Origin of the sequence: Cesiribacter sp. SM1 (assembly GCF_020178975.1) — a bacterium.
Lineage (GTDB): Bacteria > Bacteroidota > Bacteroidia > Cytophagales > Cyclobacteriaceae > Cesiribacter.
The window spans coordinates 1-11018 of sequence record NZ_JAHXBU010000083.1; the positions used below are offsets into that span (position 1 = coordinate 1).

The 11018-nt window shown below is 38.0% G+C and carries 16 protein-coding genes; all 16 read right to left on the bottom strand.

All coding sequences use genetic code 11. The features are described 5' to 3' along the window. Window positions 1–256: 256 nt before the first annotated feature. Window positions 257–871 (bottom strand): hypothetical protein, encoded by a 615-nt coding sequence (locus tag KWJ01_RS13525; protein ID WP_224997022.1) that lies wholly within the window; start codon window positions 869–871, stop codon window positions 257–259. Window positions 872–1056: 185 nt separating this feature from the next. After that, a complete protein-coding gene (locus KWJ01_RS13530; RefSeq protein WP_224997024.1) occupies window positions 1057–1404 on the bottom strand; it encodes a hypothetical protein in 348 nt (115 codons plus the stop codon). A 368-nt stretch (window positions 1405–1772) separates the two neighbouring features. Beyond that, on the bottom strand, window positions 1773–2105 hold the full coding sequence (locus tag KWJ01_RS13535) for a type II toxin-antitoxin system RelE/ParE family toxin (protein WP_224997026.1): 333 nt from the start codon (window positions 2103–2105) through the stop codon (window positions 1773–1775). After that, a complete protein-coding gene (locus KWJ01_RS13540; RefSeq protein ID WP_224997028.1) occupies window positions 2087–2317 on the bottom strand; it encodes a hypothetical protein in 231 nt (76 codons plus the stop codon). Before KWJ01_RS13540 ends, KWJ01_RS13535 begins: the two co-directional genes overlap by 19 nt. A gap of 702 nt (window positions 2318–3019) precedes the next feature. Next, window positions 3020–3853 carry a hypothetical protein gene (locus tag KWJ01_RS13545; protein ID WP_224997029.1) on the bottom strand — a complete coding sequence of 278 codons (834 nt, stop codon included), beginning with the start codon at window positions 3851–3853 and terminating at the stop codon, window positions 3020–3022. A 93-nt stretch (window positions 3854–3946) separates the two neighbouring features. Beyond that, window positions 3947–4447: a hypothetical protein gene (locus tag KWJ01_RS13550; RefSeq protein ID WP_224997031.1), complete on the bottom strand. Its 501-nt coding sequence runs from the start codon at window positions 4445–4447 to the stop codon at window positions 3947–3949. Between the two features lie 145 nt (window positions 4448–4592). Beyond that, window positions 4593–5108, bottom strand: coding sequence for a hypothetical protein (locus KWJ01_RS13555; protein WP_224997033.1), 516 nt, complete (start codon window positions 5106–5108; stop codon window positions 4593–4595). A 170-nt stretch (window positions 5109–5278) separates the two neighbouring features. After that, on the bottom strand, window positions 5279–5665 hold the full coding sequence (locus KWJ01_RS13560) for a hypothetical protein (RefSeq protein ID WP_224997035.1): 387 nt from the start codon (window positions 5663–5665) through the stop codon (window positions 5279–5281). Window positions 5666–5810: 145 nt separating this feature from the next. Continuing rightward, window positions 5811–6419: a hypothetical protein gene (locus KWJ01_RS13565; protein WP_224997037.1), complete on the bottom strand. Its 609-nt coding sequence runs from the start codon at window positions 6417–6419 to the stop codon at window positions 5811–5813. Window positions 6420–6568: 149 nt separating this feature from the next. Continuing rightward, complete coding sequence (locus KWJ01_RS13570) at window positions 6569–7171, bottom strand: hypothetical protein (RefSeq protein ID WP_224997038.1); 603 nt, start codon at window positions 7169–7171, stop codon at window positions 6569–6571. Window positions 7172–7400: 229 nt separating this feature from the next. Next, a complete protein-coding gene (locus tag KWJ01_RS13575) occupies window positions 7401–8117 on the bottom strand; it encodes a hypothetical protein (RefSeq protein WP_224997039.1) in 717 nt (238 codons plus the stop codon). A 201-nt stretch (window positions 8118–8318) separates the two neighbouring features. Further along, window positions 8319–8924 carry a hypothetical protein gene (locus KWJ01_RS13580; RefSeq protein WP_224997040.1) on the bottom strand — a complete coding sequence of 202 codons (606 nt, stop codon included), beginning with the start codon at window positions 8922–8924 and terminating at the stop codon, window positions 8319–8321. A gap of 85 nt (window positions 8925–9009) precedes the next feature. Further along, complete coding sequence (locus tag KWJ01_RS13585; RefSeq protein ID WP_224997041.1) at window positions 9010–9423, bottom strand: hypothetical protein; 414 nt, start codon at window positions 9421–9423, stop codon at window positions 9010–9012. 64 nt (window positions 9424–9487) lie between these two features. Next, window positions 9488–10018, bottom strand: coding sequence for a hypothetical protein (locus KWJ01_RS13590; protein WP_224997042.1), 531 nt, complete (start codon window positions 10016–10018; stop codon window positions 9488–9490). A gap of 172 nt (window positions 10019–10190) precedes the next feature. After that, window positions 10191–10514, bottom strand: a complete 324-nt coding sequence (locus tag KWJ01_RS13595; protein ID WP_224997043.1) for a type II toxin-antitoxin system PemK/MazF family toxin — start codon at window positions 10512–10514, stop codon at window positions 10191–10193. After that, window positions 10505–10750: an AbrB/MazE/SpoVT family DNA-binding domain-containing protein gene (locus KWJ01_RS13600; protein WP_224997044.1), complete on the bottom strand. Its 246-nt coding sequence runs from the start codon at window positions 10748–10750 to the stop codon at window positions 10505–10507. The genes KWJ01_RS13595 and KWJ01_RS13600 overlap by 10 nt, the downstream gene beginning before the upstream one ends. Window positions 10751–11018 lie beyond the last annotated feature (268 nt).

Genomic DNA, 11018 nt, shown 5'->3' on the forward strand with positions numbered 1-11018 from the left:
TTGTACAATGAATTAGCCCCTTCAAAGTCATAATCGTCTGGCAGGTCAATGTGATGACCAAATGTCCATACTTCTTTAGCTACTTCTAATATGTAGTGTCTCCTGTTCATAATGACTACCAACGTCCATTGAATAAAGCAGGCGACCATTCACTGAAGATTGCTGTGCCCACGCAAAGGTAGACAATAGCATTGTCAATGGCTGAACGCACTGGGGGAGCTTGCTTTATTCTGTTGTTATGGTTCGTTTATTATTATTAATTTATTTCCACATCAAGTATCTCTTCTAGCTGCCAGCGTCCATCCTTAAGCTTATATAATACTATCGAACTTCCACCGCATAATGGTCCGCATAAACGGGAGCTTCTAACAAGAACCATATTATTATCCTTTGATATTAGAGGTAAACTCAAAGACATTATACAGCCATACTTCTTCTCAAATTCATCCCAGTAGTCCAGTTGATTGTCTGTCGCTTTAGAAGCATCAACAGAGGCTTGGAGTGTCTTTATTTCATTTATATCTACTAATTCAAAGGCTTGACTGAACATGTCACTTTCCAATACTAAACCTTTTCTTTCCTGCTTTTGCTCTAGTAAATAAGTTATTTCATCCTCCGTCAGATATGTACTTAAGCTGTATGCTAAATTTGAGTCCAGATGATATAAATGTGATGGTCCTTGTAATTCACCTCCCAAGCTAGTAAGCAATTTACAGTCTGCTTTGAAGTCCTCTGGATTGTCCTGCATTACAGCCCACAAGATTTCGCTCACCTGTCGATGCTCCCTTACTGTTTTAGAGTTAGAACAAGAAGATATTGCTATAAGAAGTATGGCAAAGATGTATCTATGCATTGCGATTAAATGAACCATAATGTCCATTGAATAAAGCAGGGGCTGCTCACCGCCGCTTCTGTGAGTACGATAAATTAGAGGTTTTGTAGTTCAATAGCAAAGAGCTGACAGCCCTTGCTTTATTCTGTTGTTGCCCTTAGGTTTATTTTAAAACGTGTCAGAGCAGACTTGGAAGGGAAACACAATCTTTTCAATTCAACAAATTATTTGCAAGCACATTTATTTAGAGAATCTTTTACTCCAATTGCAAATGATGGGTTATTTAACTCATAATAAACTATAATACAGTCATCGAGGCTAACATTATGAATTTCACTTGGATAAAATGTAACAATCCCCTTATAGGCTTTTTCATTTACATGATATATAAAATCTATCATAAAATCCCCTTTGTGAATTTGATTCTTGCGTACTACTTTTCCACATACATTACCTCCCTTCTCTTTAACTTTTCTTATCCTAGATATCCCCATATTACTTAGATAGACTAAAACAAGTATTGAAGAAACTAGGATCAAGAAAAATACTTTAACCTCTTTGTTAAATCTCATGCCTTTAAGAATATTCAGAAGTCTCTACCTTAAAATATCTTCTAATCACTATTTTATAATAGGGCCACAGTTCCATGTTTCATAACTGCTTTTGTGAACTCTGGAGCTAATACTTATTGAAGAATATTCATTAGCTAAATTAGTAAACAGTAAGCTCGCCACTACTGAAGGTAATATGCCATCATCCACGACCATATCTCAAATGCTATTCTATAACTGGTAATATTTATTATTTTCTAGTAACCAATTATTTTACTTAAGGGCAACGTCCGTTGAATAAAGCAGATGCCCCTCACTGCCCTTTGCTGAAAGTACGCAAAATTAGATTTTTGCATTGTCAATGGCTGAATGCGCTGTGGGCATTTGCTTTATTCTGTTGTTGGGGCCTGTTTATTTATTTTTATGATTTTATCGAGTGTCTCTGGATTTCTTCTACTGTCCCATATGAGCAGAATTTCTATTCTATCCTCGAGTTCTTCATAAAAGAGCTGATATTTTCTTACCACCTTGTACTTCACATTCTTGTATGAAGTCGGTCTACCGATATATGGATGTTCAGCAATCAGATCAACTGCCTGGTTGAAAAGGTGGTAGAGTTTCTGTGAGTAGGTCTTAGACTTATTTCTGTTGATCCAGTATTCTAATATAGCAATTCTATCCTGCTGGGCCCTAATGGACCAGATTACCTTTTTCGAAGCCATTCCTCAACTTCTTTATTAGCATCCTCATGGCTAAGATACTGTCCATTCCTTATCTGCTCCTTTGCCTCCTCAATGCCTGTTATTTGTTCATCAGTCAGCTGATAAACTTCTTCATCGAGTCCTGTTTCTAAGAGCCTGTTGATCTCCTGAAGGATTCTCTCATCCTGTGTTGTGGAGATCTTTTGTATGAGTATTTCTTGCAGTCTGGTCATATTCTTATGAAACGTAAAACCAAGATAAGCAGTTTTTCAATAGACCCCAACGGTCGTTGAATAAAGCAGGCACCCTTTCACTGGCCTTTGCTGAATGTACGAAAAGCTTACTGCCTGCACAAGCAATGGCTGAAAGCTGATGGGGTGATTGCTTTATTCTGTTGTTGGCCTTAGGTTTTATTATTTATTAATCCGTCTACCTGCGCTTGCTGGTCAATATTCTAAAGGTCAACCTGCGCCACGCTTATTATATTCCTGCTCTGCAGTTACAAAACCAGCAGAGGCTTTTACCAGCTTCGCACCCGTCCTGCCTACCGGCATAGATGGAGCAAGACCTTAGTGATCCGTCCTTCTTTTGAAGGTCCAGCTTTACCGGCACTACTATCCAGTCCTCCTGCGCTTAGCTGATCCTGCCAAGGGCTTACCTTATTTTATTACCTTGCTCCGCCAACTGCAGGATGATTACTGCACAGACAGATCATTTTTTGAAAGTCTCTGCCTGCAGCGCCTCTTACCCTCCTGCCCGCGGCTTATCCCTTTACCTTTCGCTAACGCAGCTGCTAATCTTTTCTGCTACGGCTGCTTAAGAAGCGAAACGAATATTGACTTAAGGCCAACGTCCATTGAATATAGCAGGGGCTGGTCACCGCCGCTTCTCATAGAGCGTAAGTTAGAGTTTTGTTGTGAGGCTGTAAAGTGATGTTACAGCCCTTGCTTTATTCTGTTGTTGGCATTAGTGTTATTATACCTGGCTCTATGAAAAATTAACTTTTTTCGAAGATCATCCAGTGCTACATCAAAATCATTGATATCTATTTTCATTGGTTTTGATTTGCCTTTAAACACTAAATAGTTTCTACGGCGTTTACCTGTACCTTCAGCTACTGCTCTTTCATTCCGAATCTGTCTCCATTCAAATCTATCACCATGAACTTCAATACCAAAATTTCCAATTTTTAATGGGATTTCTTTAGAGGATAGTTTATCGATACACTTATAGCCTAACATCGCAGCAGCAATGATAGACATCAATCCAGCAACCCAATTCATTAGGCTAAAAAAGAGATAAAGCCCTAATACAAAAAAAATACATGCGGCAACTACTTTAATAACAAGGTAGGCTCTAGAATAAGCTATTTCTTCTACTTCAGGTACGGATTGATCATCCTCAAATACTTTTTTTTGTTGTCTAATTAGATAATCATTTTCTAACTTTTTAAGAAGCTTAGCTTCTTTAGAATTTGAAATATGGAAACTGTATTCTGACAGAACCAAACCTGATGTAACTGCATAAAATTTTAGTTCAGCATGGTCTTCAACTTCCGATAAAGCCCAAATGAGCCACTTTCTAATTGCGAAGTGATAATAAATCCAGCTAATAAGCGGAACTAAAACAAAGCAACCAAAAAGGAATAAGCCAGGATGAATAATATTTTCTAATAGGTAATACAGACCCACTATTCCACCTATCAATAAAATAATTGTGGGTAAGCTGATAACTAAATGGCCTCTGTTTACTGCCTGTTTTGCTGTCATGCTTTTTTTGCATTAATGCCAACGTCCGTTGAATAAAGCAGATGCCCTTCACCGGCCTTTGCTGAAAGGACGCAAAAGTTGCTTCCTGCACTATCAATGGCTGAATGCTCTTGGGGCATTTGCTTTATTCTGTTGTTGGGTTGTGTTTATTATTATTTTTTTTAGGTCTATTACTACAGTCAAAGTCTTTCGAACAGGCACTTTCTTTCCTTTATGTTCTCCTGGTATCCATTCACCACCGATAGCTTTGAATGCTTTAATTACTTCAAATTCTAGGTCCGTATTATCGTCATTATTTAACTTCCTTTTTACGCAAAAGTCTCTGGTACTGCCTGTTGTATCAACGATGAAGGATACATATACTTTATAGGAATGAGCATGCAGTGGTACTTCTACGGTCTCCGATAAGGTTTTAAAGAACTCTAACAGTCCTTTCGAATAATCTGGAGGTTTATCAACTTCAGTCAGCACCAACTGTCCATCTACTATTTCCTCTTTGTTTATGCAAACTGTCACACGTTCATCCTTTTGATGTGTCTGACCAAAGGATACTGTGGAAATTAATAGGGTCAATATGAGGAGTACTGGCTTCATTTTAATACAACCCAACGTCCATTGAATAAAGCAGATGCCCTTCACTGGCCTTTGCTGAATGTACGCAAAAATTGCTTTCTGCATTGTCAATGGCTGAAAGCTCTGGGGGCATTTGCTTTATTCTGTTGTTGTACACAGGCTTTTTTTATTTTTCTTTTCTGAAGAACATGTTATTCCACTTGCTCGATTCGAAGACATAATAAAATCTATCATGCCCCCTGTACAGTGTGGGTCCTGATTCAACAATATGATGAGTGGTATCATCCATTTTTACAGTCCATAGGTCTGGAGGTCCTGAACTCCACACTACCTGTCCATGTAATTCTTTATAATTGTTATCGTCCTGCATAACGGTAAGAATGAACTCATCATCTTCTGTTATCTGAAACTTAACATGTTCATACTGCCAGCGAGCATTTTCTCCTGGATAGAAGCTTGTATCGATTCTATAAGTGCCAACAATATCATTTTTAGTCAGCCTTATTGGTCTTCGATAATAGTCGCTGATTGTCCCTACAATGATGAGTAAGATAAGAAGTCCCCACACTATGCCAAGGAGCTTCAAAAGTCCCTTCTTACGTGTAAAAATAAAGCCAACTATCAATCCAATCGTCAGCAGAATAAGTAACGGAAAGCCTATAAGGTTAAATCCAAATCCCATGACTGAATAATGTGACGATTTTGCTTGTGTACAACGTCCATTGAATAAAGCAGATGCCCTTCACCGACCTTTGCTGAACGTACGCAAGGCTTGCTTCCTGCACTGTCAATGGCTGAAAGCTGTTGGGGCATTTGCTTTATTCTGTTGTTATGTTCAGCTTATTATTATTTTCATTCTACCATACGATCACCATACAGCGCCTCAATCTCCTGGATGAATTCTTCGTACGTTCCTTCAATCAGATTATTGTCAATGTACCCTTTACTTTGAAGGAAGATATTGGTGTAGTATAAGAGTTCATCAATATTAAATCTGTCCCGCTTCACGTACATCTCCGGTTCAGAGATTAGATAGTTATGGGTGTCCAGATGAACTAATATTTCTTTTCTCCTTTTTTCAAATTCATCATCAGCGGAAGGATTAGCCAACATTAATCTGCCATTGATGGACAAATAAAGGGTCTTTTCTGCAGGCTTATCAAATTGTTTAAGATAGATATCCTCCCAGATCGTTTCCTCCTCTTCCCATACATGTGGTATGAAGTATTTCCAGTTCATGCTGATTTTTGTTGAACATAACGTCCGTTGAATAAAGCAGGCGACCTTCACCGGCCTTTGCTGATCGGTCGCAAAGATAGACAATAGCATTGTCAATGGCTGAATGAGCTGGGGGAGCTTGCTTTATTCTGTTGTTAGCCACAGTTTATTTTAATATTTCTATTCTGTCGATTGTAGCTTCAGGTCGATTGAGACTTTTAAATTCTGGTTCTGCCTCACTAAAATCATAATTGCCAACTCTTGAGCTATCGGTGGTAATAAACTCGATACTATACTTTTTATCCATTATATGTATAAATTCAAACCTGTCATCAATCAAGTTTATAGCTAGAGTCGAATTAGGATACTTCTCTAAAAACTCCTGAACCGTCATTCCTACATGCACATTTGAGTCAACCTTTATTTTAGGCGATAAAACAGTTAAGCTGTGAATCTTATTATCATCTTCCAAGGTCCAGGCAAAGAGAAGCGGTTCATTATTCTCAATTACTAACAAACCTGTGCCTTCACTGTCAACGCCATATTCATAAAGCGGCTCCTCTTTAAATATCGCATTCGGATAAGCCTCCTTTAGTTCTTCAACAGTCATTCCGATAAAGGCTTTGTCAACCTTCTGGATATATGTAGAGGTCCTGCCCTCCTCCTTTATCTTAGGTTTTCTAGTAGCAGCTACAATATTATCTTCCCTGCTAGCAACCGTTGAGCAGGCAGAAATAAAGATAAGTATGATGATAATTAGCGAAGTTTGAGTCATGGTATTGTGGCTAACGTCCGTTGAATAAAGCAGGCGACCATTCACCGGCCTCTTCTGAAAGTACGAAAAGCTAACGGCCTGCACAAGCAATAGCTGAACGAACTGGGGGAGCTTGCTTTATTCTGTTGTTGGGGCCTGTTTATTATTTTTTAATCAGTATCTGTGATGTCGATGATCACTGTCTGATAGGTTCGTTTATCAAATATCAATGTCGAGTAGTCCCATGCAATATTATAGAACCAGTCAGCATTTTCTATTTCAATACTGAAGCTAGTAAATTCATCAAATCTGTTTTGAAATTCTTCTTTGACAAAATTTGTAGCTGTAGACCATGCCTCATCTGCTTCAAGTTTGTGATACGCACCTCCCTGTCCTAATATTCTAGCTAATTCCCCAGGTAGATCATAAATGTCAGTCCACCATTTGTGTGTTTGGGCTACTAGCGTATCATTACCGATTTTAAGCTTATTCCTATAATTTTGAAGCTCTGGCCTCCTTATTAAGTTTTGCACAAAATCAATTTCATCTAATCGATTTCTGGACACAAACCAATCAAAGCTTTTATCTGCGGTAATCTGATATTTATGGATTTGAAGTCCACCGTTAATATGTGTCTCTTTTATTTTTTGCATTAAGGTCAGTGTAGCGTCTGACCATTCATCAATTTTTGCTATTTGCATTCTGTTCCACATTTCATTTATTTGATGTGGATCAGGCCTTTCTTGGTTCCAGTCCGGTTGTATAATGCTCATTTTAATAGGCCCCAACGTCCATTGAATAATGCAGGGGCTGCTCACCGCAGCTTCTTAAAGTACGTCTGATTGATGTTTCTGGTAAGATAGCAAAGAGCTCTGTCAGCCCTTGCTTTATTCTGTTGTTGGCACTCGTTTTATTTTATATATTTTAAAAGATACTCCATCTATGATGTTTCTAAAAAAGAGATTTCAAAACTTATTGCAGCCATCTTCCTATTATTGGGGGTTAGGGCATAAGCATGTATTCTTTTACCTCAACAGAAGGTAGCATTGCTTTTACCTTTTCTATTTCTTCAGGTGACATATCATTATCGTAAATTTCCAAAAATTTTAATTTTTTTAAACTCTTCAAACTATCACTTATATGGCTGATATTATTACCCCCAATATCTAAAAATACTAGTTGGGTAAGGGAATACACAGAATTAGGAATTACTTTTAGATTATTATAGGATATGTCGAGTAATCTAATGTTTAAGCCTTCAAGGTTAGGCAAATCTTTTAGATGATTGGATGGTAGAGATAACTTTTCAAGATTAACTAAACTGGTTAGATTTGTTGATGGATTTTTGATATTTGAAAATTGAATATTTAAGGCTTCAAGAGTAATTAGTTTTGAAATATTTTCCGTACTTTCTAATTTACTACTTATTATATTAAGTTTCTTTACATTAACATTATTATCTAAAATGCATTCTATTATCTCTTCTATAGTTGATGAATCCAATCCTACAAGTGATAATGATTGATAAGGCAGTCCTTCTTTTATTATATCACACGCTTGTCCTAAATTATCTTTAGTTATTCTTACTATTACTTCATCCTTTTGATCTTTATCATTACTACAACTTCCCATTACCATAGAAATGAAACATAACATGAGATAAGAAAGTGATGCAACTTTAATGCTAAGACTTTTGGCTTCCTTGGATTTTGTATTCATAAATCTCAATATTTGCATTAGAAAAGCATGCATTAGAACCTGTCTTTAACCATCTATTAATGAGTGCCAACGTTTTTGCAAAACGCAGTTGCCGGGGTCAGTTTAGTTTTTAAGATACGGAAAATTCTGCATTATCCAGAGCACTATCAGACTACACGACCGGCAATTGCATTTTGCTTGGGTTGGCGGTAGTTTGAATTTTTATGCACCTCCGTTGATGTTCAGGCCAAAAAGCTCTTCATCTGACAGATTAATATTAATCTCCCAATGATGACTGCATCCATCAAGAATCATTTCTTTTTGTTTTTTCCAGACTTCGCTATTATCTCTTGAATAGCCTCGAATCCAGTCCCAAAGCGTAAACTTGTTCCAGTTGAGAGTGGTATAAATTACCTTATCTCCTTCCTCATTGATGTATCCGAAGTATTGCCGCCTATAATTTTTTAGATTCTTGTGGATAAAAGGACATCGTCCACCTTGATTTATTAATGGAGTGTTTTCGGCCTTCAATTTTTGTTTTAATATTTCTTCCGCTTTAGATATGTCTTGCAAAGTTGGACTAAATCTCTTTCTGTCCAGTAGACATAAGAAGCAATCGGCATTTTCTGAAAAGATAACCCCTTCAAAATGTTTGTTCTTAATCACTGTCGAATAATCAGTCGGCCTTTCCGTGACCTCAAATGAAGATTTACAGGAAAAACAAACTAAAATTAAAAATGATAAGAGGACTACCTTTGTCATGGTTGAATTACCGCCAACGTCCGTTGAATAAAGCAGGCGACCTTCACCGGCCTTTGCTTTGCCCACGCTAAGGTAGACAATAGCATTGTCAATGGCTGAATGCGCTGAGGGAGCTTGCTTTATTCTGTTGTTATGTGCTGCTTATTATTATTTATTTCTTCTGCGCCTGCTCCTTATATTCATCAACGAACTCTTTTGCATCTCTAAGGTTGTTAGGGTAGTCAGCGTACGTATTTAGTAGTTGTCCAGCTTCATTCTTTTTATAGACGTGCTGATATTTAAATCCGTTTTCAATCAAGTATTCCACCGTCAACCATTTTTTATCGTCAGTCTTTTTTGGCGGTCTAAATCGGTGTGACATCAAAATCATTGGGCGTCCGCATTCGGGGCAATCCGCCTCCCGTATGTTATTGTAGTCCGTTCCCATATTAAAGGCTTTCCTACAGTTAAGGCATACATTCTTGTGGCCCATGTCTTCTGTTTTTGTTGCACATAACGTCCGTTGAATAAAGCAGGCGACCTTCACCGGCATTTGCTGCGCCCACGCAAAGGTAGACAATAGCATTGTCAATGGCTGAAAGAGCTAGGGGAGCTTGCTTTATTCTGTTGTTATGCTGCGTTTATTTTATTTAATATTCTGGTATCCCTAACTCTTGTCTGTCAAGGTTCAATTTTGTTTTTATTTGGGCTACCAGCTTTTCAAAACCGTCCGAATGTTGATGACATTTAATCTTTTTTACACCGTCAGTAAGTGTTACCTGTAGGGATAAAGAGTCAAACGACACCTGCTTTACATCCGTCCATTTAAGAGATGATTCTTTGCCGGTCCTACTTCTCTGGATTATCTCTTGTTCATTTATTTTTATTTCAAATACCCATGTCCAGAGCATCAGAAGTATTCCAAGCCATAATACGGACAGCATTACAGTACCAGCCACAATTATCAAACCTATAGTTGGCATACCTTTGGCAGCAAACTGCTCAACAGCAGAAATACAAACCCCTATGAAGGCGGCCAATCCAATTACGCCAATGTATCCATAAAAGGCAGGAAGTTTTAATACCTCGTATCCATCGGATGTAGGTTTATTTTTACTATTCCAGGTCAGGATTAGGTACCTAACCAATAATGCAGCAATCAGACCAAGTATAAAATTCATCAGAGGCGTATCTATTATAGTTTTTCAATGCAGCATAACGTCCGTTGAATAAAGCAGGCGACCTTCACCGGCCTTTGCTTTGCCCACGCAAAGGTAGACAATAGCATTGTTAATGGCTGAATGGCAGCTGGGAGCTTGCTTTATTCTGTTGTTACTATTCGTTTATTTTATTTCAGTCCACGAACGTTTCTTTTATCACCCTCTTACATTCAGCTATTGCACTAGCGTCAAGATGTCCTAAGGTTTTGATCACCCTTGCTTTGTCAATAGTCCTGATTTGGTCGATCACTACCCAACCAACTTGATTATTGTGCCTTACTTGCACTCTTGTTGGATACCTATGGCTCTTGGTAGTCATAGGAGCAATAGTGATATTCCTGAGGTTGTTGTTGATCTCATCCGGAGAGATGATCAAGCATGGTCTAGTCTTATTGATTTCGCTTCCAATCGTCGGATCCAGGTTGACCAGCACGATGTCGTATTGGCTTAATCCCATTGATCAAAGCTTTCATCGTCAAATACATCATCCATCAAAAGCTGGTCCTCGCCTTTTTTATGCATCTGCTTAAAGGCTTTATCCCATCCTTCTCTAGGACTTGATACAGGCTTCAGCACAATCTGACCTTCTTCCAGGATTACCTCAACTTTATCCTTGATCTGATATCTGTCAAGAATATTCTTTGATAGCCGAAGTCCCTTTGAGTTTCCTATTCTTATGATTGGTTGCTCCATGGCTTTTCCATTAACGTAATTACAAAGTTATTACAATAACGGAAATTTACAACAGAACGTTTCTACTGTTTTAATTCTGACTAACGTTTCTAGAAAGCCTCTACAGGAGCATTTTGGGGTCCTTTTAATTGGGCTAGTGTTGTTTCCAATTTAGCTAATTGTTTTTGTAGTTCTCGCACCTTTCTCTTTCGTTTTTGGTCCAGATATTCATACTGATCTGGAGGCGTAAAGGGCTGATGCTTGACAAGCATATTCCAAATAATGACAG

Excerpts from the sequence above, each read along its gene's own strand:
- KWJ01_RS13525 (WP_224997022.1), bottom strand. The coding sequence starts at position 871 with ATGGTTCATTTAATCGCAATGCATAGATACATCTTTGCCATACTTCTT.
- KWJ01_RS13530 (WP_224997024.1), bottom strand. The coding sequence starts at position 1,404 with ATGAGATTTAACAAAGAGGTTAAAGTATTTTTCTTGATCCTAGTTTCT.
- KWJ01_RS13535 (WP_224997026.1), bottom strand. The coding sequence starts at position 2,105 with ATGGCTTCGAAAAAGGTAATCTGGTCCATTAGGGCCCAGCAGGATAGA.
- KWJ01_RS13540 (WP_224997028.1), bottom strand. The coding sequence starts at position 2,317 with ATGACCAGACTGCAAGAAATACTCATACAAAAGATCTCCACAACACAG.
- KWJ01_RS13545 (WP_224997029.1), bottom strand. The coding sequence starts at position 3,853 with ATGACAGCAAAACAGGCAGTAAACAGAGGCCATTTAGTTATCAGCTTA.
- KWJ01_RS13550 (WP_224997031.1), bottom strand. The coding sequence starts at position 4,447 with ATGAAGCCAGTACTCCTCATATTGACCCTATTAATTTCCACAGTATCC.
- KWJ01_RS13555 (WP_224997033.1), bottom strand. The coding sequence starts at position 5,108 with ATGGGATTTGGATTTAACCTTATAGGCTTTCCGTTACTTATTCTGCTG.
- KWJ01_RS13560 (WP_224997035.1), bottom strand. The coding sequence starts at position 5,665 with ATGAACTGGAAATACTTCATACCACATGTATGGGAAGAGGAGGAAACG.
- KWJ01_RS13565 (WP_224997037.1), bottom strand. The coding sequence starts at position 6,419 with ATGACTCAAACTTCGCTAATTATCATCATACTTATCTTTATTTCTGCC.
- KWJ01_RS13570 (WP_224997038.1), bottom strand. The coding sequence starts at position 7,171 with ATGAGCATTATACAACCGGACTGGAACCAAGAAAGGCCTGATCCACAT.
- KWJ01_RS13575 (WP_224997039.1), bottom strand. The coding sequence starts at position 8,117 with ATGAATACAAAATCCAAGGAAGCCAAAAGTCTTAGCATTAAAGTTGCA.
- KWJ01_RS13585 (WP_224997041.1), bottom strand. The coding sequence starts at position 9,423 with ATGCTATTGTCTACCTTTGCGTGGGCGCAGCAAATGCCGGTGAAGGTC.
- KWJ01_RS13590 (WP_224997042.1), bottom strand. The coding sequence starts at position 10,018 with ATGAATTTTATACTTGGTCTGATTGCTGCATTATTGGTTAGGTACCTA.
- KWJ01_RS13595 (WP_224997043.1), bottom strand. The coding sequence starts at position 10,514 with ATGGGATTAAGCCAATACGACATCGTGCTGGTCAACCTGGATCCGACG.
- KWJ01_RS13600 (WP_224997044.1), bottom strand. The coding sequence starts at position 10,750 with ATGGAGCAACCAATCATAAGAATAGGAAACTCAAAGGGACTTCGGCTA.